Origin of the sequence: Floridaenema aerugineum BLCC-F46 (assembly GCF_041929345.1) — a bacterium.
Classification (GTDB): Bacteria; Cyanobacteriota; Cyanobacteriia; order Cyanobacteriales; family Aerosakkonemataceae; genus Floridanema; species Floridanema aerugineum.
The window spans coordinates 1-25,558 of sequence record NZ_JBHFNQ010000152.1 but is presented as its reverse complement, the minus strand read 5'-3'; the positions used below and the strand labels follow the sequence as shown (position 1 = coordinate 25,558).

The window sequence follows — 25,558 nt, the reverse complement described above, 5'->3', positions numbered from 1 at the left end:
AATAAAAACTTTACGCATAAAATTTTATTTGTTAGTTTGTTGCGGTGTCTTCTATCTTATACCTTTCGCTAACCCTCCGCAACAACGTACTCATTTTTAGCTTTGTAGGGGTACGCTACGCGATCGCTCCTACCCTTGACTATTCAAGCAATTAATTATTACTAAATTAGTAATCTTTGCCCTGGAAACTCTACTTAATGGGTAGGATTTGTACTGCTTATTTTTCAGCGACCACATCTGTAATTTTTTTAGAAAAATACACTTGCATTTTCAAAATAAATATGACACACTAGCTTTTATCAAACAAACTACTATATGTCTACCGACTTACCGTAGTTTAAAGCAATGCTAGTTCAAAGGCTAAACCACCGAACTATACAGCATTGGAGAAAAAAGGTTATCAAGCTTTTAGCTTTACAGACCGAAAAGACAGCCATTCACATCTGATTTACGCCTGAAATTGAAGAGTCTCAGTTTTTCATTTCAGTCGATCGACATCTTTGAAATTGGCTTAATTCGTGCAGGATTAATTATGGGAGGGTTCTAAAATGAAATCGGAATTTCAAGGCATTCATTTGAAACTTAAAAGACTGAACAAATCTTTCGGAAAAGAAGTAGTATTACGAGGTATCAATTTAGAAGTAATGCCGGGGGAATTTGTTGCAATTGTGGGTCGTAGCGGCTGTGGAAAAAGTACAATGTTACGTCTAATTGCTGGATTAGATTCTCCAAGTTCCGGTGAAGTAATTTTGGATGATGAACCATCCCATCACATCGATCCAACAGTACGGATGATGTTTCAAGATGCGCGTTTGTTACCTTGGCAAAAGGTATTAACAAATGTAGAACTAGGATTAACTGGCTCTTCAATTTATGAACGAAGAAATGCTTGGCAATTACTCCGTGCAGTGGGGTTAGAAGAACGTGCTAAAGAATGGCCTGCGGTACTTTCTGGAGGACAGCGCCAAAGAGTAGCTTTAGCTAGAGCATTAGTAAGTGAACCGCGTTTATTACTTCTCGATGAACCATTAGGTGCTTTAGATGCACTAACTCGAATTGAGATGCAACAATTGCTGGAAAATTTGTGGCAAGAAAAGCAATTTACAGCTTTATTAATCACCCATGATGTAGAAGAAGCTGTAGTTTTGGCAGACCGAATAGTTTTGATTGAAGATGGTCAAATTGCAATGGATATGCCGATTTCTTTACCACGTCCTAGAGTAAGAGGAAATGCTATTTTTGCACATACTGTAGATAAAATCTTACAGCGAGTGATGAGTACTGAAAATGTGATATCGCATCACTTAGATAAGATTTCAGCTTAAAAACGGAGGAATATCTGTCAACTGGCAATAAGAAAAAGGGCTAATGTTTGCAGCTTTACGGATAAAGGATGAAAGTAACACGGGAAATTTTATCCTTTATCTTTTCCTAATCCTTCATTTATGTGAAAAGTAGGAGGAAAATACATTGGTACAACTGTTAGAAATCAAGGATACAAAAGATTGGTTTCAAGTTGCTGCTTCCTTATCTCAAGAATTGCAAGAAAATGCAGTGGCGCGAGATGCACAAGCGGGACTTCCTGATTATGAAATTAATCGATTGTGTAAAAGTGGTTTGTTGCCTTTAGTCGTACCTCAAGAATACGGTGGAATTGGCGGAAATTGGGTAGAAGCTTTAAAAATTGTCTTCCAACTTTCCCAAGCTGATGGTTCGATCGGTCAATTGTATGGCAACCATTTAAATTTAGTTGCTTTGGCTCATGTTTCGGGAACTTCTGAACAAAAAGAAAGATACTATCGAGAAACCGCTGCTCATAATTTATTTTGGGCAAATGCGATTAACACCAGAGATACCAGACTAAAAATTATTCCTGATGGGGAAGACTTTCGAGTTAATGGAGTAAAAAGTTTTGGTACAGGCATAGCAGTTGCAGATTTGCGAGTATTTTCGGCTTTACAAGATGGTGTAGAAGTACCATTAATTTTTGTCATCCCTAAAGATAGAGAAGGGTTAGTTTCTCAGCAAGATTGGAATAATTTTGGGCAACGGCGAACTGATAGCGATACTTTCACTTTTCATAATGTTTTGGTGAAAAGAAACGAAGTTTTGGGGATAGATAATCCTCCAGATAATGCTTTCGCTACTTTTCTTGGCATTATTGCCCAATTAACGAAAGTGTACGTTTATTTGGGAATTGCCAAAGGTGCATTTAAAGCTGCTAAAAACTACACCAAAAATATTAGTAAACCTTGGGTTACTTCTGGTGTAAGTAGTGCAACTGAAGACCCTTACATTTTGCATCATTATGGCGAATTATGGACGGAACTAAAAGCAGCGATCGCATTAGCAGATCAAGCAGCTGTAAAAGTGCAAGCAGCTTGGGACAAAAATGTTAACTTGACTCTTCAAGAAAGGGGAGAAGTAGCGATCGCAGTTTTCGCCGCTAAAGCATTTGCGACAAAAGTGGGATTGAATGTTACTAATCGCATTTTTGAGGTAATGGGAACCCGTTCTACTGCTACTAAATATGGGTTCGATCGCTACTGGCGAGATTTACGCACTTTCACCCTTCACGATCCAGTAGATTACAAATTAAAAGACATTGGAAATTGGGTACTTAACAGAGAATTACCAACAGTTACTCAATACTCCTAAACAAGTTTCCCTAACTGATTCAGCTTACCTGATTCAGTTTCCCTCCTCGGTTGTTTGTAAGGTGGGTAAATCCCACCTTATTTACTAATATCAAACAAATTTTTTGAGGTTAATAAACTTTATCTATGCAAAATTGGCAAAAAAAATTGGCATCCTGGCAACGAAAACCGATTACTCGTCGCGCTTCATTGTTTGCTCTTGGTTATGGCTTGGTACTATCAACAAGTTTGCTGAGTTGTGGTACCAAAACTAACCAAAATCAGTCTCAGTCGCAAACTAGCACACCTGTTTCTTCTAACCCTACTTCTTCTCCTGTTGCTGCTTCTACTCCTACTTCTACTAATAAAGTAGTGCGTATTGTTCGTTCAAAACAACTTACTGCTTTAGCTGTTCTAGAGAAACAAGGAACTTTGTCTGAAAAATTGTCACCCTTGGGTTACAAAGTAGAGTGGCTAGAATTTGCCGCAGGGCCTCAACAATTAGAAGCTATAAATACAGGTAATTTAGACATTGCTTCCACAGCAGAATCACCGCCAATTTTTATTCAAGCAGCAGGAGCACCTTTAGTTTATTTAGCTACTACGCATAAGAATGGTAAACTAATTTCTCTTTTAGTGCCACCTAACTCTCCAGCTAAAAGCATTAATGATTTAAAGGGCAAAAAAATTGCTTTTCAAAAAGCATCTATTGGTCACTATTTATTAGTTAAAGCTGTGGAAAAAGAAGGTCTAAAACTAACTGATGTAGAATCCGTTTACTTGCCTCCACCAGATGCAAACATAGCATTTAGTCAAGGAAAAGTAGATGCTTGGTTTGTTTGGGAACCTTTTGTTACTAGAGCAGTACAAAAAAATGTTGGTCGGGTTCTATTTGATGGCGGTGAACTAAGAGATACAAGAAACTTTTACTCTACCAGCCGTCAGTTTTACCAAGCAAACCCGGAAGTTATTAAAATATTTTTGGAAGAACTGCAAAAAGCCGAAATTTGGTCTAAAGATCACCCTCAAGAAATGGCAGAAATACTTGCTCCTGTAACTCAATTGGATGCACCTACATTAGTAGAAATGCACAAAAAAACTGAATGGGGATTACAACCAATTACAGAAGAAGTAACTGCCAAGCAACAAGAAGTGGCGGATATGTGGTACAAACTAGGATTAATCCCCAAACAAGTTAATGTTAGAGAAGGCTTTTTGTCGCCTCAAGAGTATGCTCAATTTACGCCCAGAGAGGTGTTAGCTAGTGTACCTCAAGAAAAATGATTGAGCAATTTAAAATTAGCTAAAAAGCCGATCGCACCTTTCTAACATATTGTACTAGTCAGCAGTTTGTCACACATCATTTATTATCAACAATTAGGAGAATTAGTTTCATGGGCAAGCTAAAATTCAAAAATTCGCTTCTGCAAAAATTGCTTGAAAATCCTCAGATCCAACTGATAATTCCTTGGCTGGTACCTTTTTTCCTAATTGCATTTTGGCAATATTTCTCTAATATTGGTTGGATTCCTACCCGAATTTTGCCTGCTCCTCTAGATGTACTAAATGCAGCTGTTAGATTAGCGATTTCAGGGGAACTGATTACTAATATTGGTATTAGTGCAAAAAGGGCTATTACAGGGTTTCTGCTTGGTGGAAGTATTGGATTTCTTTTGGGGTTAATTAATGGTATTTCACCAATATCAGAAAAGATCTTAGATACTTCTATCCAAATGCTTCGCAATATCCCCAACTTAGCTCTAATTCCATTAGTAATTCTCTGGTTTGGAATTGGTGATGAAGCTAGATTATTTTTAGTTTCTCTTGGTGTAATGTTTCCCATTTATTTGAATACTTTTCACGGGATTCGCAATGTCGATCCTGGATTGATTGAAATGGGTAGAGTTTATGGTTTAAATGCTTGGGGTTTATTTTGGAAAATCATTCTTCCGGGTGCAATGTCTTCCATTTTAGTAGGGGTACGTTTTTCTTTGGGTATTATGTGGCTTACTTTAATTGTAGCTGAAACGATCGCAGCTGATTCCGGTATCGGTTACATGGCGATGAATGCTAGGGAATTTATGCAAACAGATGTCGTAGTTTTGAGCATTTTATTGTATGCCTTGTTTGGCAAATTGGCTGATGTTTTAGCCAGAGGTTTGGAAAATTACTGGTTGCAATGGCATCCCAATTATCAAAAAGCCTGATTTAATTATTTTGACTTACTTGCAATAAATCGCTCCTCCACTATAAAACGGTATAAATCAGGAGATTAATACATGATCAACATTGTCGCGATCGCTGGTAGTCCGTCTCATCTTTCTAGAAGTCACATTCTAGTAGAATATGCCAGCAGCTTATTAAACTCTAAAGGTTTACATACTGATATTATTTCAGTTCGCAATTTTCCCCAAGAAGACTTAATTTTTGGGCGCTCTAATAATGATATTTTTGAACAATCAAAAGAATTGATTGAACAAGCAACTGGCATTATTATTGCTACCCAAATTTATAAATCTGCCTACACGGGTTTACTCAAACCTTTTCTTGATTTATTACCACAAAAAGCTTTATTGGGAAAATACATACTACCTTTGGTGACAGGGGGAACGATCGCTCATTTGTTAGCTGTTGATTATGCGTTAGAACCAATATTAACAGAATTAGATGAAAGACTTATTTTAAATGGTATTTATGTAGTAGATAAACAAGTTAGACGATGTTTAGATGGTAGTATACATCTGGATAAAGAAATTCACCAAAGGTTAAAAGCTTCTCTCAATGACCTTATTGAATCTGTCAAGCACTCACAAGCAACGACCAAAGAATTAGTTACTGCTTGCTAAACTAAATAGACTCAGATCTTGTACCAAGAGGCAGAGTCTCCATTGTTCGTTCCCAGGTTCAACCTGGGAACGAGAATCAGGGAGGTTCCACCTCCCTTGGTGTTCTTATCTCAGTAGACTAACCAAATCATTACTATGACTAACCCAACTGAATTACTGTACTCGCGCTACGGTCAGAGAAATTTTGATTTTGATACAAATTGGAACGATTCTTTAACCACACTGCTTTCTCACCGATCGATTCGCGCTTATTTGACCGATCCATTACCACCAGGAACTCTAGAAATCTTAGTGGCAGCGGCTCAATCTGCGGCTACTTCGTCTAATCTCCAGACTTGGAGTGTAGTTGCAGTCGAAACGGTTGAGCGCAAGGAAAAATTATCACAACTAGCAGGAAATCAAGCACACATCCGGCAATGTCCCCTATTTCTAGTTTGGTTAGCAGATTTGGCTCGCTTGACTTACGTTGCCGAATCACAAGGATTGCCTCACGAGGGGTTAGACTATTTAGAGATGTTTGTTATGGCAACCATTGATGCAGCGTTAGCGGCGCAAAATGCAGCTGTAGCGGCTGAGTCTCTTGGTTTAGGAACAGTGTATATCGGTGCATTACGCAACCGTCCAGAGGAAGTCGCAGAGGTATTGAATTTGCCACCTCATATCTTTGCAGTTTTTGGGATGTGTGTAGGTTATCCCGATCTGGAAAAGGCGGCTGCGATTAAGCCGCGTTTACCGCAACCAGCCGTACTGCATCGGGAAATTTATCAGCTGGCATCTCAGGAGGAGGCGATCGCTCGTTACAACGAAGTGATGAAAGCATTCTACACCGAACAAAAGATGAATGTCCCTGGTGATTGGTCGGAACATTCATCCAAGCGGGTGGCTACTCGTGAATCTTTGTCGGGACGCGATCGCTTGCGCGAGGCACTCAACAACCTGGGTTTTCCACTGCATTAACGGTCGATTAGCTGATTTCAATCGGTGAACCACCACCTAAATCCCCGCACCATCAAGAAATTCGGTAATAATTTGATCGCGGTCTACAGATGTATTTTCTTTAGGCTTTTGATGCTTCTGATCGTCCGCAGAAGTAACAGGTAATTGAGTTTGTAAATTCTCTACTTCTTGCTCTAAAATTTTAATTCGTTCAAACAAATTACGAATTACTTCTGCTTCTAAATCGGGTAAATTTTGATTCAATGGTGATTCTTCTTTAGCTCTCGAATTATGGATAATCCGTCCCGGAATTCCTACTACTGTACAATGGCTAGGAATATCCCTTAATACCACTGAACCTGCACCAACGCGAACGTGATCGCCGATATGGATATTACCTAATAACTTTGCTCCTGCACCCACCAATACATTATTACCTAATGTCGGGTGGCGTTTGCCTTTTTCTTTTCCGGTTCCTCCGAGAGTAACCCCCTGATAAATTAAGGCATAGTCACCCACAATTGCTGTCTCACCAATTACAACTCCCATACCATGATCGATCACCACTCCTTTACCAATTTTGGCACCTGGATGAATTTCAATTCCGGTAAAAAAGCGACTTAACTGAGACAGAAAACGCGGAAAAACAGGAATGCCTAAACTATGTAACCAATGGGCGATTCGATGACAGGATAAAGCTTGCAATCCAGGAGAACAAAACAGCACTTCCAACCAGTTACGGGCAGCTGGATCGCGTTGGAAAATGGCTTGCCAATCAGCCTTTAAAATAGCGATCGGGTTAGTTTTAACCGGGTGAAAACTGCTTCCTAAAGAAAAAGTAGATTCAAGCTGTTTAGCTGTTACGTTGTTTCGATTTTCCTCAGTTGTAGACTCAAAATTTTTCACAACTACGCTCCTAATCGCTAAATAAAACTCTGGCAAAAGTCAGCCAATTCATCTGTGTGCATCTGTGTTTATCTGTGGACATCTGTGGTTTAAAAATCAGAATTTTCGCATCTCACCAGAAATCTTCAAAAACATCTAAATTTTGGGCTGGAGAAAGAGGTTTATTTTTTTTTACCGCAGAGACGCAGAGGACGCAGAGGGAAGAAATGAAAGGTTTCGTCTGGGCTGAGAAACTTAGATTTTGGACTTTTGCCAGAAGTTTAAGGTGCTGAAATTCTCATTAACGGAAACGAATTGTTTGCAGAACTTCTACCAAAGTTTCAATTTCTTGATAAGTGTTGTAAAAGGCTAAGGAAGGGCGCACTGTACCTGTAATACCATACCTTTGCATGGTGGGTTGGGCGCAGTGATGACCAGCACGTACAGCAATACCTTCTTGGGCGAGGCGTTTGCCTACTTCTTCAACGGGAATATCATTGAGAAGAAAGGACAATACGCTAACTTTATGCGGTGCTGTACCAATTAAACGTAAACCGGGAATTTCTGCAAGGCGTTGCATTGCATATTCGGTAAGTTGGTGTTCGTACCGTTCGATGTTGGTCATTCCCAGGCGTGTGATATAGTCGATCGCAGCACCCAGCCCCACTGCATCTGCAATATTCGGAGTTCCGGCTTCAAATTTGGCTGGTGGATCGCTATAAATGGTTTTTTCAAAGGTGACATGACGAATCATGCTACCACCACCTTGCCAAGGAGGTAAATCTTCCAGAATTTCTCGTTTGGCGTAAAGCACTCCGATTCCATTTGGTGCAAAGAGTTTGTGACCAGAAAGAGTGTAAAAATCACAGTTTAATTCTTGCACATTTACAGGCTGATGGGAAACAGCTTGAGCACCATCAATCAGAACTCGTGCCCCATGTCGATGGGCGATTTCTGTCATTTCTCGCACTGGGAGAATGGTTCCCAAAGCGTTAGAAACCTGGGTAATTCCAACGATGCGAGTGCGTGGCCCTAAAAGTCGGGTATATTCTTCTAAAATAACCTCGCCATTGTCACTTATCGGAATTACTTTGATAATTGCTCCAGTTTCCTGTGCTAACATTTGCCAAGGCACAATATTAGCATGGTGTTCCAAATTGGAAAGTAAGATTTCATCTCCGGCGCGGATGTTTTTGCGACCATAAGTTTGGGCTACTAAGTTGATCGCTTCGGTTGTTCCCCGGACAAAGATGATTTCGGAACTGGAACTTGCACCTAGAAACCGTTGTACTTTTTCCCTAGCAGCTTCATAAGCATCTGTTGCTCTTGCTGCTAAAGTGTGGGCAGCCCGATGAATGTTAGAGTTGTCTTGCTGATAATAGTGGGAAAGGGCATCAATCACATTTTGCGGCTTTTGAGTTGTGGCGGCGTTATCTAACCAAATCAGGGGTTTGCCGTTTACTTTTTGATGCAGAATGGGAAAATCCTTGCGGATAACTTGAACATCAAAAGGTGCGTCGGACTTTAACCCCAAATTTTCCAACTCCGGGGTAGCTAGGAAATAAAAAGAGGGTTGAGGTGTTTCGCGATCGAAAGCTTTTTGCAATTCTACCTGACTAACAGGGAAAATAGAAGTAGGCTTTGGAGGAGTGGCAATTGACGTACCCGGAATTTCGCTGGGGGAAACAGGAGAAATTTCGGTATACTCTTTCAAAGCTTCCACATTCCAAGCATCGCTGGGGGAAGAAACGCTAGAGAATGCAGCAGGAGTTTCCCGATTAGAGGTAAGTTGCAGTTGGGCAAATGCCTGTTTTAAGCTAGTCTCTAAGTTATTCGGAAGCATTTGGGCACTTAACTGTTTGGCGATTTCGGTTAATGCTTCCTCACTCAGAGTTTGATTTGGTGCTTGATTTCCTAGATTAGGTGTTGTTGCTTGACTTACTGATGGAGTTTCTGGGATGGGGTTAGTATCTTCCTGGGGTAAAGCGGTATAGAGTTGATTTGCGATCGCTTCCACAACACTCGGATCAAACATCATACTACCCTCATTAGGCGAAGGATGGTTGCTTTCACCATTAAGCCCTTGAATATTGATAGTCATGGTAGTATCCAACTTCAACGTTTTCCAGTACGGCTAAAGCATCATCGGTAAGGACTGCACAGGAGAAGTATAGCGTCATCAAGTAAGAAGCTACCGCCTGGGTGTTGATTCCCATAAACCGTACAGATAAACCTGGGAGTTGTTCGCCGGGAATGCCAATCTTATGCAAACCAACTACACCTTGTTCTGTTTCGCCTACTCTTACTAATAGGATATTGGTTTTACCGGGGCCTTGGGGATTGGCTGTGCGGTTTTGTACTTCTAGTTTGTCGCAAGGTACGATCGGAATACCACGCCAGCAAATGAAAGGACAACCGAACAAATTGATGGTTGTTGGTGGTACGCCGCGACGAGTGCATTCCCGTCCAAAGGCTGCGATCGCTCTCGGATGTGCTAAAAAGAAGGCAGGTTTTTTCCACACGCGAGTAATCATTTCATCGAGATCGTCGGGTGTTGGCGCACCATAACGAGGCTGAACGCGCATTAATGGTGAAGCAGCTTTGAGTAAACCGAAGTTTGGGTTATTAATAATTTCCCATTCTTGCTTTTCTTTCATGCCTTCAACTGAGAGACGCAGCTGTTCGCGTAGCTGATCGATCGGTTCGTTGTAAATATCAGTGACGCGAGTGTGAACGCGCAAAATTGTCTGCACCAAACTTAAATCATACTCTTGCGGTTCAATTTCGTAGTCTACAAACGTAGCAGGTAAATCAGCTTCGCCTTCATAGTCGGCGGCGAGGGCAATTTTCTCTTCTCCAAATGGGTTAAGAAGGGATTTTAACCGCAGCCGATTTTCTATATTTTGCTGCAAGTTGTTTCGCAGTGTGGGAAATTGAGCCACTATTTGATCGAAGCAGGCTTTAGCAAGAGTCAATAAACGACAAGAACTTAGGGTGCGGATGCAGACTTCGCTGGCTGTTTCTTGATAAAGATTGGTTTCCCCAAAGAAATCTCCTGCACTCAAGACAGCAACGCGCAAATTTTCCCCTTGATCTCCACCAGTAAAAACTTCTAATTTGCCTTCAACTACAATATAGAGTTTGTCTCCTGGTTGACCTTCACAAATCAGGCATTCACCAATCCCAAAATTTTGGGTTTGGAAACGGTTGGCGATCGCTGCTGTTTCCGATTGATCGAGGCAGGAAAACAGCGGAATTTTCCGCAAATCTTCTAAGACAACTGTAGAAACTCCGTTGCTATTATTAATGCGAACTTTAGGGGTTTCTTTGAGAACAATTTTGGTACGATTGACGCGATATGTTCCTGATTGTACTTGCACCCAAGGCAGAAAATGCAACAACCAACGAGGTGTAATCCCCACCATTTGGGGAATTGTATTTGTTGTAATCGCTAGATTGCGGGCAGCTTTGATATCAATACTTTGCTGCGGACGGTGGTTGGGATTTGTGGCGATGTTGACCATAGTAATACAGCCATTTTAGGCTGGAAATCTACGAAAATACAAAGGCTCGCACTTAGGTTCTAGAACTTGTTTTTACCTTATTTCAGAAACTAAGTTTGTTATTTTTCTTACATTTAAGAGTTTATACCCATTTATTAAATTAAAATATAAAATAATAATTAAAAAAATAGTTTTTAGTTAAAAAATACAGTAAACATATCGGCGTTCTTTGTTTAGTTTATTAGTAATATTATCAGGTATTAGTAAAAGTTATTTTTACAGCAAATACTGCTTTAAATATCTGTTATATAGTCTGATTTGATACTAAATTCGGGTTAATTACCTCTTTCCTTTGAATGACGTTCACGTAGCATGGGCATAGTGTATAGATACGATAGCGTATTGATGCCGTTAGAGTTTAGCAAAACGCGATCGCATTTCCCGACACTAATAAAGAGGTGTAAGAAGATCAAGAGGAGGAGGCAGCTAACCCAAATTTAGTATGATTAATTATTTATAAGTAAATAATTAATCAAATATCCTGTTTAAATCCAAGCTCGGCTATATTGTACAGGCCAAACTTTATCTTTTCCTAGCTGTTTAGCGGCTCGATGAGGCCAATAGGGATCGCGCAAAAGTTCACGACCTAATAATATTATATCTGCTTGACCTTGACGAATAATTTGGTTGGCTTGTTCTGGTTCTGTAATTAATCCTACTGCTCCAGTTGGGATATTGGCTTCGCGGCGAATTCGATCGGCAAAAGGAACTTGATAACCGGGATGTGTGGGAGGTTTTACATTGGGTAAAATGCCTCCTGATGAACAGTCAATTAAATCTACACCCAAATATTTAAGTTTGTCGGCTAAAGCAATGCTCTGTTCGATATCCCAAGCATTTTCTAACCAATCAGTAGCAGAAATTCTTACCCAAAGTGGATAACTGTCAGGTAAAATTCCTCGCAATTTTTCTGCTATTTCTCGCACTAAACGAGTCCGATTTTCCCAACTTCCGCCATATTCATCTCGACGATGGTTAGAAAGAGGTGAGAGAAATTGATGCAATAAGTAACCATGCGCTGCGTGAATTTCAATTACTTTAAAACCTGCTTCTACTGAACGTCTAGTAGCTTGCACGAAAGCATCAATTATTTGCTCAATTTCTGCAATATCTAATGCTTTGGGAAGGTGGTAATTTTCGTCAAATGCGATCGCAGAAGCTGACACCACAGAACGCCAACCACCCTCATTTTCATCGAGAACTTTTCCCCCTTCCCAAGGAGTCGCAGTGCTGGCTTTTCTCCCCGCATGAGCTAGTTGAATACCTGCTATTGCGCCAAATTGTTCAATTCCAGAGACAATTTTCGCTAACCCTTCAATATGTTGATCAGTCCAAATTCCTAAATCTTGGGGGCTAATACGTCCTCTTGGTTCGATCGCAGCTGCTTCAGTAAAAACTAATCCTGCACCACCAACAGCACGACTGGCTAAATGTATAAAATGCCAATCATTAGCATAGCCATCAACACTAGAATATTGACACATTGGCGACACAGCAATTCGGTTGCGAAAAGTCACGCCTCTTTGGTTTAGTGGGGTAAATAAATCTGTCATATATTTAACCTTTACTCCTCAGTAGTTTTATCAAAAAATGAACTAACTTTAATTATAAAGTTCTAATTTATGCACTCTCTGCCTGAAACCTAGATCCCCTCAATACTGCTTGGTTAAGCAAATTTTTGGTCTGTAGGGGCGAAGCATTCGGGCAGAAAATCTAGGTTTTGAGCCATAAATTTTGACCCGAATGCTTCGCCCCTACCCTTAACCGAGCAGTATTTAGATCCCCCCTAACCCCCCTTTTTAAGGGGGGAACTTATAAGCCGCTTTTTTTAAGAGGTTGGGGGATCTCAGTGCGTAAGCCCTAAAAGTGTAAAATCTCTCCCAACTCTTTCTCTGCGTTCTCTGCGCCTCTGCGGTTCAAAAAATTCATAAATTCTTATTCCCTACTTGCTGAATTTTTTGAATTGCTCGTTGTGAGTAAATAGAAACATCTTTATCAGGGTCATCTAAAGCTTGTTGGAGTGCGTTTAATGCTTGAGTATTACCTATATTACCGAGAGCGATCGCACTTTCTTTGCGAACATCAGAATACTGATCAGACAAAGCTTTAATTAATGCAGGTAAAGCGCGATCGTCTGGGATTTGCTGAATAGCTTTAGCTGCTTCTTTCCTTATCTGCCAATGTTCATCTTTTAAAGCAATTTCTAAAGCAGGAATAGCAGCTATATTACAATGAATCCCTAAAGATTTAGCTGCATTCCGGCGCACTTGCCAATCAGCATCTTTAGTCAAAGATTCGCATAATAAATCGATCACTTCTTCATCTTTTAAATGCCCTAAAGTTAAAGCAGCTTCTCGCCGGACAATTTCCGCTGAATCATTAATTAAAGCTAACGCAAGTGGACATTCTTTTACTTGGTTAAGATAACGTAACGTAGTAACAGCAGCTTCCCTTAACTCAGGGTTTTTCGCTTGAAAGAAAGGTATGATATATGGCAAAGATTGGGAATCATGGATTTTTCTTAACAAAATCAACACACTCAATCGAATGTTGACATTATCCCGTTTAATCGCATCAAGTAAAATCAATAAATGTTCTGCTGAAACTAACTCGCTCAAAGCTGCTAAAGCTTCAAGCCGAATTTCTATATCTGGTGAAACCAGGGTTTCTAATAAAGCGGGAACAGCTACCGAATTACCAATCTCTTTGAGAGCAGTTATCGCTAATTTTTGTACAGTGAAATCTACATCTTTTGTCGCTATGATTAAGCTAGAGATTGCTGCTTCATCAGCCAAATATTGTAAGTTTTTCACGGCTATTAAGCGATCGTCTAAATTAGGCGATCGCAACATTTCCAGCCATCCCTCTAACTCATTATCCGTATCTACAGACATTCTACTTCCTCTAACGTAACAAAAAGGGAATTTGCACAGTTATTGCCTTAGTAGGACATTCTTTTTCACAGGGTAAACAAAACCAACATTCATCATATTTCATGTAAGCTTTACCTGTTTCTGGATTTTTGGCTAACACATCCAAAGGACAAGCTTCAATGCAAACAGTGCATTTTTCTAAACATTTTGATTCATCTACAATTACCGGAGCATCAACTCTTTGATTAATTAAAGTCATAATTACCTCACTGCCAATACTGCTCGGGTTTTGGGTAGGGGCGAAGCATTCGGGCAACAATTTATTACTTAAACCCTAGACTTTCTGCCCGAATGCTTCGCCCCTACAGAGTTTAATTTGCTTAACCGAGCAGTATTGACCTCACTGCTACATTGTAAACTTCTTTTTGCAAATCAATATCCACAATATAAGGCTCAACTGGGCGCTTAAATAGTTTCATTTCTCCTAATTCATCCTTTTTCAAATTAACATGACAAAACCATTCATCATCGTTTTTTTCCGGGTAATCAAGACGGTAATGATAAAGACCCCAGCGAGTTTCTCGACGATACAAAGAAGCCCTGGCTGCCATTTCCGCACAATCTCTAATAAAATGAACTTCCTGACAACGCATTAGTTCATGAGGATCGCGTGCGCCCATCAAATCTAAAGTTTCATGATAACGCAGAAAATGGCTTAAACCAATCTCCATTTTATTCCCCACTTTTGGCGGTTGCAAATAATCATTAACTAACCGCCGCAGTTTATATTCAACTTGAGTATGAGGAATTCCATTAGGGCGAGTTAAAGGAGCATAAATTCGCTGTTTTTCAGCTTCTAAAAAATCTTCATTAGGTTCAAGATAATCTAAATTTTGGATATAGTCAATAGCGTTAATTCCAGCAATTCTACCAAACACAAATGCCCCAATCATATAATTATGAGGAACGCTTGCCATATCTCCCGCAGCATACAATCCAGGTACAGTTGTTTCTGCTTTTTCATTTACCCAAACACCGGATGCACTATGACCGCTACATAATCCTATTTCGGAAATGTGCATTTCTACACCGTGAGTCCGGTAATCTTCGCCTCTACCTTCATGAAATCTACCTCTACTTGGTCGTTCGTTTGTCCAAAGAATCGATTCAATTTCGGCGATCGTATCCTCATCTAAATGGGTCATTTTTAAATAAATTGGCCCTTTGCCGGAGTGTAATTCTTTCCAAATTTCCAGCATCATTTGACCACTCCAATAATCGCAATTAATGAAGCGATATCCCTCAGCATTAGCTGTATAAGCGCCAAAAGGCCCAGCAACATAAGCACAAGCAGGGCCGTTATAATCTTTAATTAACGGGTTAACTTGAAAGCATTCAATATTGCTTAATTCTGCCCCTGCATGATACGCCATTGAATACCCATCTCCGGCATTTGTGGGATTTTCATAAGTGCCGTAAAGATAGCCAGAAAGTGGAAGTCCTAAACGTCCACAAGCACCCGTACAAAGGATAACTGCTTTGGCTTGAATTACGATAAAATCCCCGTTTCTAACATCAAATCCTACGGCACCAATAGCCCGGTTTTCTGTTACTAAAACACGGGTTGCCATGACGCGGTTAGTCACTTGAACTTTGTGGCGTTTAACTTGTCGGGCTAAGATTGGTTTTAAGTCTTTACCTTCTGGCATTGGTAAAACATATTTACCTACCCGATGGACTTGTTTTAAGTCGTAATTGCCTTCAGCGTCTTTTTGGAATTTTACCCCCCAACTTTCCAACTCTTGAATTACTTCATAGCCTAATTTGCCAGTTTGATAGACTGCTTTTTGATTGAGAATGCCATCATTAGCTAGGGTAACTTCGCGGACATATTGTTCAGGTGTGGAATGACCGGGAATTACAGCTGTATTTACGCCATCCATTCCCATTGCGATCGCACCACTGCGGCGAATATTCGCCTTTTCTAAAATCAACACTTCGGCATTAGGATTAGCTTGTTTTGCCTTAATCCCAGCCATTGTTCCTGCTGTCCCACCCCCAATGACTAACACATCAGTTTTTAGCCATTGGGTGTTGATGTTGGTTTCCATTTCAATTACTTGTTGTCTTTCCAAACAATTTCTTTAACGTTTATTTGTTTCGGGATCAGATTGATTTTTTGGAATGCGTCAGCTACTTGTTGCTGTCCAGCGATAACTTCATCCGTAATTGGCAAGACACCATACTCTTTGCGTTTTTCTGATACTTCCAAAATAGCTGGATCGATGCCTAATTCAGTCCCTAAAAATTTTGCTACTTCTGATGGATTACTCTTCGCCCAGTCGCTGGTTTTAGTTACTTCATCTAAAACAATTTTTAACTGTTGAGGACGAGTTTCTACAAAAGATTTGGATGCTAGATAATAACCCCGATTTGGTGCCAAGTCAGTTGCATCTGTTAATATACGTGCGCCTATGGCTTTTTCTGCTACTGCCAAGTAAGGGTCCCAAACTGCCCAAGCATCTACATTTTTACCTTCAAAAGCAGCACGACCATCAGCAGGAGTGAGAAAAGCTGGCTTGATATCAGTATATTTTAATCCGGCTTTTTCTAAGGCTTTTACTACTAGGTAATTAGTGTTAGAACCCTTAGCAAAAGCAATTTTTTTACCTTTAAGATCGGCGACACTTTTAATCGGTGAATCTTTATGAACAACGATCGCTTCTGCTTTCGGCCCCAAAGGTTCGTAAGCAACATAAACTAAAGGAGTACCTGCGGCTTGGGCGAATACAGGTGGCGCTTCCCCAGTGTAGCCAAAATCAATGCTCCCGGCGTTCATTGCTTCCAACATCGGTGGCCCTGCGGGAAATTCTGTCCATTTTACACTTGCGCCGGAAGTTGCCAAGGCTTTCTCTAATTCGCCTTTTCCTTTCAAGGCATTGAGTACCGTTGCTGCTTTCTGGTAGCCAATGCGAACTTCAGCACTAGGGTTAGTGGTAGGGCTGGGAATGGCAGCGGGAGAATTGGCTGTGTTGATGTTTGCGTTAGAAGAACAAGCCGAAATAGCTAAACTCACGGCGAATCCCACGAAAAACATCAGCGCAAAGGTACGAACTGACTGATTTTGCCAAACTGAGAACAAATTACTCACAATGCCCAACCATCGTGGTTTTTGCAGGTTAGACAACATAACTCCTCTAAATTTTGCGATCGGAAAATACTCTATGTCTCTTGCAAACTACGGTAAACTGGTAGACATATCGTAGCTTGCAATAAAAATATCACATGAATTAAGTCAAAATGCAAGTAGGGACACGGCATGAATAAAGATAACGTAAAAGTTGCAAATATTAATGATGCCGTGTCCCTACCCCCACCGATAGACTTTTTCAAACATTGTCTAAGAGCGCTAAAGCGCAACAACGTACGTTTTTTAATGCGATCGCCAATATTCATTCTTGAAATGGCGCGATTTATTTACAAACCAAACTGCTAATAATACGATCGCAGTACCAGAGAGGATAAAAGCAGGAATATAACCGAAATTATCCACAATTCGACCGATCGCAGCAGCACCAATTCCCTGACCGAGAAACAGATTAAATGCAAATAGAGAAACGGCTGTTCCTCGTGATTCAGGAGACATTTCTGTGGCTCTAGTTTGTAAAGTGCTGTGGAACATATAAAATCCTAATCCACTGAAAATAGTTCCGGGAATAAATAGCAACCAACTTTTAAATAAACTGATGGATAAGTAACAGATAAATACCAGCGATCCACCAACTAAAACTAAACCTGATTCCCCTAAACGGCGCACCAGCAATTTAACAGAAGCACTATACAGTAGTCCACCAATCCCAAAACCACTTAATAGTACACCAATTGTTATGTATGGTAAATGGTAGCGATCGCGAATAAATGCTCCCATATAAGCATAGCTACCAAATAGAAAGAAGCCTTCAATAAATACTGTAGTAATTACCAAACGGACGGCTGATTGATTAATCAGTTGCCAGTAAGGTTTTAGTAAAGCATAACCGCTTTCTGCTTCTGTACTTTTTGGCTGTAAATGATACTGTTTTGTTCCTTGCCAAAAGATAAATGCTATCCCCATTGATGCTATTCCAAACAGCAGAAAGATATCACGCCAACTGAGATATTCGCCAAAAATTCCGCCTAAACTGCTACTAAGAATTTGACCAAGCATCAGCGAACTTAAATAACGTCCGATCGCAGTTTGACGTTCAGCGTAGGGGAAATTGTCGCCAATATAAGCTAAAGAAAGCGGTATAATACCCGCAGCAAAAATTCCGGTCAAAAATCGCAGCAGAATTAGGAGTGGTAAACTTGGTACAAAGGCACAAGCTACTGTTCCAACTGCAAAAATTGCGATCGCAAAAGTCATCACTTTTAGCTTGCCGATGCGATCGCCTAAAGGCCCATATACTAATTGAAACAAACCATAAGGGATAGTATAAGCTGAAATAATTACTGCCGTGTAACCTACACTTGTACCAAACTCATTGGCAATCACTCGCAGCAAGGGATCAATTACTCGCATATCAGCGATCACCATGAAGGAAATAGCCCCTAACAAAATTAACGAAATCCTTGGGCTATCTGCTTTTTCTGCCACTAACTTTGCCACTAAACTCTCGCGTTTTTTACATATAACTTTTCTATCCTATTGATTCTACCAAAGAATTGTTTGGTATTTCCTTATTTAACCAATCCAAAAATTCTTTATTTACACCACTAGGAGTAAGTTCAGCAATAAAATTGGTGTAGGAAATATGTTTACGAATGACCTCTTCAATTCTTTCTCGATAACTTGATTGAGTTTTAATTATTAAAACTATTTCCGGTTCTTGAACAATTTTACCTTCCCAACGATAGGCACAGGTAATGGCAAACCAGTTAACACAAACTGCTAATTTTTCTTCTAGCAGAACTCGCACAATTTGCATAACTTCATCGGTGTTATTGAGTGTGACGTAATAAAGTTTCATAACTTTCAGGAAAATAACTTAAACACAGGCAACCAAAATTTAGCATAATTAAGATTTTGCGAGGAATTAACAGGCTGTTTAGCGGTTAATTCAATATTCATCTTTTGCTGATTTTCTTGTTTCTCTATTTCCAGGTTCCAGACAGGTGAATTAACTAATCCACTTGCCCAAGGTTCGCCTTCCATTAACTCCCGTTCTAGATGATCAAACATATTACTTATCATCCTAATTTCAGTAAGAAAAAAGTAGCAGATTGAGAGGAGAAAAAACATCTGCTACTAGTAAGTGTTCGACTACAAAACGGTTAGCTAATTTGGAGCTAATTCTTTACCAACTGTTTGGGAGAACCTACAGCTTTGACAAAATCATCTAATGAATGTTGCAGCCTTTGTGCAATTTCTTCGTCAAGCTGAATACTACCATCCTGTTGTCTTTGAATTTGTTTATCCACAGCATAAACGCCGCCGAGAATATGTCGTCCGCCTAACTCAGTTAACACTGGTTTTAAGGCATAATCCACTGCTAGTAAGTGAGCGATCGTACCGCCTGTAGCAATGGGTAAAATAATTTTACCTAATAACGCTTTCTGTGGCAATAAATCCAAAAAAGATTTTAGTAAACCAGTGTAAGCTGCTTTATAAATTGGAGTAGCGATAATTACTCCTTGAGCTTTTTCTAAAAGCGCTTTTGGTTGTTCTAAATTCGGGCTATCATAGCGCCCAAATACTAAATCTTCTGCGGGAAAGTCGCGGACAGAAATAATATCGATATTGTAACCTTGTTGCTGCAATAATTTAGTTGCATATTCCACCAAACTGTAAGTTCTAGATGGGTGGGATGGGCTACCTGCGATCGCTAAAATATTTGCCATTTCAACAACTCCTAAAGATAAATTTTTGATGTAAACTTCAAACTGCTTGGGGTGTATGATGAGAATTTGCAGTAGTTTTATTAGCCATATCTTTCGCAGTATTTACCTTTTGACTCAAACGTTGATAAGGACGGCGCAAACTTTTTGTTTCTACTTCCCAAATGTAACCGTTAACTACAACATCTTGGGGAATTAGCGGCGAACTTTGTAACAATTCAACCTGTTTTAAGCACACTTCATCCACATCAGTAAAAGTTTTGATCCATTTGGAAAATACACCTTTCGACAATTTTAATTCTGGTAAAGCTGGATCGATAGAAACTTCATCTATATTAATCCCTCTTTTGAGCAAAATTTCACTGAGTAAATCTCCAGAAGCCGTCATCATACCACACTCAGTATGATTAATTACAATGATTTCTTTAGTGCCAAAAAACTGAGTAGTTAACATTGCAGAACGAATGGCATCATCAGTTACTAATCCCCCTGCATTGCGAAAAATATGAGCGTCTCCTTCGCTAATTCCTAATGCTTTTTCTACAGGTAAACGCTCATCCATACAAGCTAATACCCACAAACGTTTATTGTTAGGAATTCCTAACTGTCTTCGCAATGCCCAAGCTTCTTTTTCGGATAGTTTTTGATCTATCTGCTGGTGTAACATTAAAAAATCTCCAAGTAGTTAATCAACCGTAGTTGTCGCTCTTTCTTTTAACTGCTGGTTGGGGAATTTTTCGTTAGCAACAATTTCCCCAAACGGGCTTAAAACTAACTGCTGTTCAACATTAGGTAAATTGTCTAACGGCAACCGAGGAAATAATAATTCTGCCACTCGGTAAGCTTCTTCTAAATGGGGATATCCAGAGAAAACAAAAGTATCAATTCCTAAGTCTGTATATTCCAACATTCGTGCTGTAACAGTATCTGGATCGCCAACTAAAGCAGTTCCCGCACCGCCTCTGACTAAACCAATTCCAGACCAAAGGTTAGGGCTAATTTCTAATGTTTCACGACTACCGTTATGCAGTTGTGTCATGCGTTTTTGTCCTTCGGAATCCATACGAGAAAACGCTTTTTGGGCAGTAGCGATCGCATCTTCATCTACATATTTAATCAGCTGATTTGCTGCCTCCCAAGCTTCGCTTTCCCTTTCTCGCACAATGACGTGCAAGCGAATGCCAAATTTTACTGTTCTCCCTTGTGCCTCTGCTAATCTCTTAACATCAGCAATTTTTGCTGCTACTTGTGCAGGTGGTTCGCCCCAAGTTAAATAAACATCAATATGCTTGGCAGCAATTTCGTGAGCAATAGGAGAAGAACCGCCAAACCATAAGGGTGGATGAGGTTTTTGTACTACAGGAAACAGTATTTTACCACCTTGAATATCTAAATAATCTCCTTTAAAATTCGCTTCTTCTCCAGATGCAATTTGCCGCCATACTGTTAAAAATTCATCAGTTAATCTGTAGCGATCGTCATGATTTAAATGCAAACCATCTCCCGCTGATTCTACAGGATCGCCGCCTGTCACAATATTAATTAATAAACGTCCGTTAGAAATGCGATCGAACGTTGCTGCCATTCTCGCTGCCACCCCAGGCGACATCAACCCCGGACGAACCGCCACCAAAAAACGCATCCGCTGTGTGTGCGTTACTAAGCTAGATGCCAAAATCCAAGCATCCTCACAAGAACGACCAGTCGGTAACAACGCCCCCGTGTAACCTAAATTATCAACAGCTTGAGCAATTTGACGCAAATAAGGAAAGCTAACTGCGCGTCCACCAAAAGATGTAGCTAAATAACGACCATCCCCATGTGTAGGGATAAACCAAAGAACTTGCATCGAGTGAAATCCTCCTTTTTTTCTGATGTTTGTACAACTTGGCAGACGTGCAGACAACTACCAAACAACTAGAACATAGCCAATGCCGAACATAAAATACGGTAACTCAATCGATTTACGTGGTTTTATGCCTTAGACTAGCAGTATGTCACACTCACCATAACTAGACAAGTTCTTTTTATACAAAATCTGGGATTTTTTTTGCTTTGGTGGGAACTGCGATCGTCTAGGTCTGCGCTCTCTATTTCAATTAACCAAGTAACTCATCATTTTCTGGCTCTTTTCTAACTAAAACTACCAGACAAAGACAACTAAAAAACAGCTTAGTAAAATTCAATGATTGACTATCTAAAACAATAAAAATACCTATTCCTATGAGGAAGAAACCTACAAAATTACTACTGTACGAATTTAGTAAATTATTAACAATTAAATTATCTGTTAGTTTTTGGGCTGTATAGCACCAAACTCCTACTAAACAATAAAATATGCTGAAAATTACTAACAGGTTTGTGGGAGAACTGTGAGCAAATAAAGGCACATAAACACTAATATTATCTGTTCCGTTAGCCACTGTAAGTGCTGCTATAGTATAAGTTTGAGGAGAAATCAAGTTACTTAGAATAGAATTCACATTTAATTCTGTGGATAATTCTACTTTTGACAATTCATTTTTTTTATTTAATAGGCGATCAAGACCAAGAATGATAGGAATGAAACCTAATAACCCGATCGCATCCTGGGGAATAACCAACCCGCCCAAAAAACCTGGTAAACTAGTAATTACTAATATTGTGAAGCCAAGGTATTGACCAAAAAGAACTTGTTGGTAGCGAAATGATGAGTTTTTCTGAGAAAACAATAACAACAGAATAGCTAAGTCATCTATATTAGTAGCAGAGAATGCTGTTACACCTGTAGTAATCGCCGTTACTAACCCACTCATTGCTACAATTCCTTATTTATTGCCAAATTAATATTAATATTAAAAGGAACTTCTTTCATAAATCAACATGACTGGTACAGGAACAGCTATTGCTGAAGGAATCATCGCTTTTGCAGCAACGAATATTGATGATATCATTATTCTTTTACTATTGTTATCACAAGTAGGCGAAAATTTTCGGCGGCGAAACATCTTTATTGGTCAATATCTTGGTTTTGCAATTCTAGTTGCTGCCAGTCTACCAGGATATTTTGGTGGTTTGGTAGTAAAGCAGGAATGGATTGGTTTGTTGGGATTACTACCTATAGCTATTGGAATTAAGCAATTAATCGATCGCGAAAAGGATGATACACAAGTACAAAGTGTAAGTAACGACTTTCAACAAAACTTACCCAGTAACTCACTCATAGCTTTTATTTTTAGTATTTTCAATCCAAAGACTTATCAAGTAGCTGCAATCACAATTGCTAATGGAGGTGACAATATTAGTATTTATATTCCCTTATTTGCTGGTCAAAATCTTAATGATTTACTAGTAATTTTGGGAGTATTTTTTATCATGGTAGGCGTTTGGTGTGGAATCGCTTACTCATTAACTCTGCATCCTAATATTGCTTATTTGTTAAGTCGCTATGGTAAGCCGATCGTACCTTTTGTCTTAATTGGGTTGGGTTTATTTATTATGTACGAAAGAGGAACTTTTGAACTGTTGCGCTCGGCATTCAATTAAGCTTGATTAATTAGTTTCCAACTAGCCATTGTTAAAATGCTATAAATAATCAAACGTAGTGCAGGTTGGGGCGTGAGTTTGCAAAGTTTTGCACCAACCAAAACCCCCGGTACTGTACCTAACCAAATTGGCAAAACTAAATTCCAATCGACTGTTCCTAAACCTAAGTGTCCCATTGAAGTAAACGTTAAGAGAATAGAAGCTTGAGAAATATCTGTACCAACTAATTTTTGAGAATCAAGGCGGAAAAAAGTAATTAATGCCAGCGCAAACATTGAACCGGAAGCTACACTAGTTAACCCAACTAAACAACCTAAAACTGCTCCAATTCCCATTGTTAATAACCGACCCGAATTAGTTGTTAAATCAAACTTGGGTGGAGAAGGTAAATTTAATTGGGGCAGAAAAAATTTTAGTAATGATTGTGTTATTGCGGAAAAAGTAACTAACACCATCATGGTGCCAATTAAGCGAAGTAAAATAGTATCTAAATTTAAACCTTCAATTTGTCTGAGTAAATATAAAAGTCCGATTCCAGAAAGTGACCCAGGTACACTTCCCAAGGCTAACCATTTGACTACTTCACAATCAAGAGTTTTTTGCTGCCAATGTTTAACGCTACCAATTACTTTCATTAACGTAGCAGCTACGACATCAGAACTAACTGCGATCGCAGGCGGCACTTGAAACAGGAAAATCAACATTGGTGTAATCAACGATGCGCCGCCAATCCCTGTCAATCCGACCAAGATGCCTACTATAAAACTCAGTGGTGTTAGTAATAAATAACTCATATAACTCCCCTACTCCTAATATAACCTCCGAAACTACAGTTGCCGATAACTTTACCTAATCTTTGCGATCGATTATCTTGCACTAAGACTCGGCTCATTTGCAACTCTCTTCAGCTTATTGAATTAACTCCGTTAATTCGATCGACTTACCGTATTTTATCGGAAGTATTACCAAAAAGCTATAGATCGTAGTATCTGCCTATACAGAATCGCCCAAAAGCCTTGTAAATTAGGTAAGCAGCAATTTAGTTCTTAATATTCAATTGAATAATTAATCACTTAAAGTTATTAATTCAACAAATAAGAATGTTTGATTTTATTGATTTAGCTGCTATATTACTTAGCTGCGGGAAAGGAAACAGATGATGATTGGGATTGCGATGGCTATTATTTACCTGCGGGAACTCAAGTATTTTTCGGTCTGAGTGGCGAAACACAAACCTTGACCGAACCCGTTGCAGTTAAGTTTGTAGATGGAACGCAATCAATTATTAGAACCAATCCAGCCAGAGGTGCAGTTGAATTTGATCTCGTTCCTGCAAAGGTCTTTAAAGCAGGTGAAATTAGCTGGATGATTCCTAACTTATTTCAAGCAGATATTAATGCCCAAACTCCTACTCCCCAACTGATTGATTAGATATTGTACAGTTCAATAATCGATTTTGAGGTTATTAATTGGGCAATAACCTCTTTTTTTTATTTTTATCTAGATGGCAAAATACTGAAAACGTGATACAGCTAGATTATAAAGTTGCCTTATCAAACCTAACTCTGGGAAAGCTAACCGAGAGAAGATGTTTACTTCTCAAAAAGCAATAATGTAACAAAGTTGACAAAAAAAACAGTAAGGCATAAATTTAGGTTATATATTACTAAATTGGTAATATTATCGGATTTTAATAATAGTAAAAAAAACATAAATCTAATTAGTAATTCCCTTGATTTTTACTCAAGATTAATTTACTATCTTTATTCATGGAGAATGCTTAAGTTCAATGAAAATACATCTATCGTTAGACAGGATATATAGGCGAAGGAGTAATTGCCAAATGCAAGCTTTATCCATAAAGGATAATACTGAAACCTCTATATTAATAGATATAAGGGGTTCACTCTAGCCATTACTAGAATAGTTAATACAACTATTACTATTTATGTAGTAGCTGAAGTGAACAAGCTGGAGTTAACTTAAGGCGTATATGGCTTTACAGATATTGTTGAAACATCTAAAGCTGATATGGCTAAGTAGTAAAAACATATAAAAAAGAGGTGCAAACATTGAATATTTGGGAATTTACTTCATTAGTTTGGATAGGTTCATTTACTGCTGGCTTTGTGGGGGCGCTGACTGGCTTAGGCGGTGGCGTAGTTATTGTTCCCTTGTTAACTTCAGTATTTGGAGTTGATATTCGCTATGCTGTTGGCGCTTCTTTAGTTTCCGTAATTGCTACTTCATCTGGTGCAGCATCTGCTTATATTAAACAAGGTTTCACTAATTTACGGTTAGGAATGTTTTTAGAAGTAGCAACAACAATGGGAGCATTAATGGGTGCCATAATTGCTGCTTTTATTTCTGTTAAAGCACTAACTATTGTCTTAGCAGTTGTTCTACTGTATTCAGCT

General features: G+C 39.3%; 25 protein-coding genes. 9 read left to right on the top strand and 16 right to left on the bottom strand.

Annotated features, from left to right (window positions below; genetic code table 11):
- The first annotated feature begins 548 nt into the window (after positions 1–548).
- The 6 genes from ACE1CC_RS20165 (at position 549) to ACE1CC_RS20140 (ending at position 6,439) form a co-directional block, all read left to right on the top strand.
- Complete coding sequence (locus ACE1CC_RS20165) at positions 549–1,325, top strand: ATP-binding cassette domain-containing protein (RefSeq protein ID WP_413272226.1); 777 nt, start codon at positions 549–551, stop codon at positions 1,323–1,325.
- A 145-nt stretch (positions 1,326–1,470) separates the two neighbouring features.
- On the top strand, positions 1,471–2,658 hold the full coding sequence (locus ACE1CC_RS20160) for an acyl-CoA dehydrogenase family protein (RefSeq protein ID WP_413272225.1): 1,188 nt from the start codon (positions 1,471–1,473) through the stop codon (positions 2,656–2,658).
- A 125-nt stretch (positions 2,659–2,783) separates the two neighbouring features.
- Entirely contained in the window at positions 2,784–3,920 is a 1,137-nt protein-coding gene (locus ACE1CC_RS20155) for an aliphatic sulfonate ABC transporter substrate-binding protein (protein ID WP_413272224.1), read from the top strand.
- 110 nt (positions 3,921–4,030) lie between these two features.
- Positions 4,031–4,843 carry an aliphatic sulfonate ABC transporter permease SsuC gene (gene ssuC, locus ACE1CC_RS20150; RefSeq protein WP_413272223.1) on the top strand — a complete coding sequence of 271 codons (813 nt, stop codon included), beginning with the start codon at positions 4,031–4,033 and terminating at the stop codon, positions 4,841–4,843.
- A gap of 72 nt (positions 4,844–4,915) precedes the next feature.
- Positions 4,916–5,482, top strand: a complete 567-nt coding sequence (gene ssuE / locus ACE1CC_RS20145; RefSeq protein WP_413272222.1) for an NADPH-dependent FMN reductase — start codon at positions 4,916–4,918, stop codon at positions 5,480–5,482.
- Positions 5,483–5,617: 135 nt separating this feature from the next.
- A complete protein-coding gene (locus ACE1CC_RS20140; RefSeq protein ID WP_413272221.1) occupies positions 5,618–6,439 on the top strand; it encodes an NADPH-dependent oxidoreductase in 822 nt (273 codons plus the stop codon).
- 36 nt (positions 6,440–6,475) lie between these two features.
- Here ACE1CC_RS20140 and cysE read toward each other — a convergent pair whose 3' ends face one another.
- From cysE to ACE1CC_RS20065, 15 genes are all read right to left on the bottom strand, one after another.
- Positions 6,476–7,213, bottom strand: coding sequence for a serine O-acetyltransferase (gene cysE, locus ACE1CC_RS20135; protein ID WP_413272227.1), 738 nt, complete (start codon positions 7,211–7,213; stop codon positions 6,476–6,478).
- Between the two features lie 391 nt (positions 7,214–7,604).
- Positions 7,605–9,404, bottom strand: coding sequence for a SufS family cysteine desulfurase (locus ACE1CC_RS20130; protein ID WP_413272220.1), 1,800 nt, complete (start codon positions 9,402–9,404; stop codon positions 7,605–7,607).
- Positions 9,379–10,827, bottom strand: a complete 1,449-nt coding sequence (locus tag ACE1CC_RS20125) for a family 2B encapsulin nanocompartment shell protein (RefSeq protein WP_413272219.1) — start codon at positions 10,825–10,827, stop codon at positions 9,379–9,381. Before ACE1CC_RS20125 ends, ACE1CC_RS20130 begins: the two co-directional genes overlap by 26 nt.
- Before the next feature lie 524 nt (positions 10,828–11,351).
- Positions 11,352–12,419 (bottom strand): NADH:flavin oxidoreductase/NADH oxidase, encoded by a 1,068-nt coding sequence (locus ACE1CC_RS20120; RefSeq protein WP_413272218.1) that lies wholly within the window; start codon positions 12,417–12,419, stop codon positions 11,352–11,354.
- A 372-nt stretch (positions 12,420–12,791) separates the two neighbouring features.
- Positions 12,792–13,760, bottom strand: a complete 969-nt coding sequence (locus tag ACE1CC_RS20115) for a HEAT repeat domain-containing protein (RefSeq protein ID WP_413272217.1) — start codon at positions 13,758–13,760, stop codon at positions 12,792–12,794.
- Between the two features lie 10 nt (positions 13,761–13,770).
- On the bottom strand, positions 13,771–13,998 hold the full coding sequence (locus ACE1CC_RS20110; RefSeq protein WP_413272216.1) for a 4Fe-4S dicluster domain-containing protein: 228 nt from the start codon (positions 13,996–13,998) through the stop codon (positions 13,771–13,773).
- 121 nt (positions 13,999–14,119) lie between these two features.
- Positions 14,120–15,850, bottom strand: coding sequence for a fumarate reductase/succinate dehydrogenase flavoprotein subunit (locus ACE1CC_RS20105; RefSeq protein WP_459563888.1), 1,731 nt, complete (start codon positions 15,848–15,850; stop codon positions 14,120–14,122).
- 5 nt (positions 15,851–15,855) lie between these two features.
- Positions 15,856–16,929, bottom strand: a complete 1,074-nt coding sequence (locus ACE1CC_RS20100; protein ID WP_413272214.1) for a sulfonate ABC transporter substrate-binding protein — start codon at positions 16,927–16,929, stop codon at positions 15,856–15,858.
- Positions 16,930–17,172: 243 nt separating this feature from the next.
- Positions 17,173–18,387 (bottom strand): MFS transporter, encoded by a 1,215-nt coding sequence (locus ACE1CC_RS20095; protein ID WP_413272213.1) that lies wholly within the window; start codon positions 18,385–18,387, stop codon positions 17,173–17,175.
- A 31-nt stretch (positions 18,388–18,418) separates the two neighbouring features.
- Positions 18,419–18,748, bottom strand: a complete 330-nt coding sequence (gene cutA / locus ACE1CC_RS20090) for a divalent-cation tolerance protein CutA (protein ID WP_413272212.1) — start codon at positions 18,746–18,748, stop codon at positions 18,419–18,421.
- A 5-nt stretch (positions 18,749–18,753) separates the two neighbouring features.
- Entirely contained in the window at positions 18,754–18,960 is a 207-nt protein-coding gene (locus ACE1CC_RS20085; RefSeq protein WP_413272211.1) for a hypothetical protein, read from the bottom strand.
- 107 nt (positions 18,961–19,067) lie between these two features.
- Positions 19,068–19,619 (bottom strand): NADPH-dependent FMN reductase, encoded by a 552-nt coding sequence (gene ssuE / locus ACE1CC_RS20080; protein WP_413272210.1) that lies wholly within the window; start codon positions 19,617–19,619, stop codon positions 19,068–19,070.
- Between the two features lie 37 nt (positions 19,620–19,656).
- Positions 19,657–20,283 carry a beta-class carbonic anhydrase gene (locus ACE1CC_RS20075; RefSeq protein WP_413272209.1) on the bottom strand — a complete coding sequence of 209 codons (627 nt, stop codon included), beginning with the start codon at positions 20,281–20,283 and terminating at the stop codon, positions 19,657–19,659.
- An 18-nt stretch (positions 20,284–20,301) separates the two neighbouring features.
- The gene (gene ssuD, locus ACE1CC_RS20070) at positions 20,302–21,465 is read right to left on the bottom strand and encodes an FMNH2-dependent alkanesulfonate monooxygenase (protein ID WP_413272208.1); all 1,164 of its coding nucleotides are present in this window, start codon (positions 21,463–21,465) and stop codon (positions 20,302–20,304) included.
- A 250-nt stretch (positions 21,466–21,715) separates the two neighbouring features.
- Complete coding sequence (locus ACE1CC_RS20065; RefSeq protein ID WP_413272207.1) at positions 21,716–22,411, bottom strand: cadmium resistance transporter; 696 nt, start codon at positions 22,409–22,411, stop codon at positions 21,716–21,718.
- A gap of 67 nt (positions 22,412–22,478) precedes the next feature.
- Here ACE1CC_RS20065 and ACE1CC_RS20060 point away from each other — a divergent pair, with 67 nt between their 5' ends.
- Positions 22,479–23,141 (top strand): cadmium resistance transporter, encoded by a 663-nt coding sequence (locus tag ACE1CC_RS20060; protein ID WP_413272206.1) that lies wholly within the window; start codon positions 22,479–22,481, stop codon positions 23,139–23,141.
- On the opposite strand, the gene ACE1CC_RS20055 is transcribed toward ACE1CC_RS20060, so the two are convergent.
- On the bottom strand, positions 23,138–23,935 hold the full coding sequence (locus ACE1CC_RS20055; protein ID WP_413272205.1) for a sulfite exporter TauE/SafE family protein: 798 nt from the start codon (positions 23,933–23,935) through the stop codon (positions 23,138–23,140). The two genes, ACE1CC_RS20060 and ACE1CC_RS20055, sit on opposite strands and share 4 nt — an antisense overlap.
- A gap of 442 nt (positions 23,936–24,377) precedes the next feature.
- On the opposite strand from ACE1CC_RS20055, the gene ACE1CC_RS20050 reads away from it, so the two are divergent.
- Together ACE1CC_RS20050 and ACE1CC_RS20045 are read left to right on the top strand one after the other, a co-directional pair.
- Positions 24,378–24,572 (top strand): hypothetical protein, encoded by a 195-nt coding sequence (locus tag ACE1CC_RS20050; RefSeq protein ID WP_413272204.1) that lies wholly within the window; start codon positions 24,378–24,380, stop codon positions 24,570–24,572.
- Positions 24,573–25,213: 641 nt separating this feature from the next.
- Positions 25,214–25,558 (top strand): sulfite exporter TauE/SafE family protein (locus ACE1CC_RS20045; protein WP_459563887.1); only part of this gene is annotated, 345 nt, incomplete at its 3' end.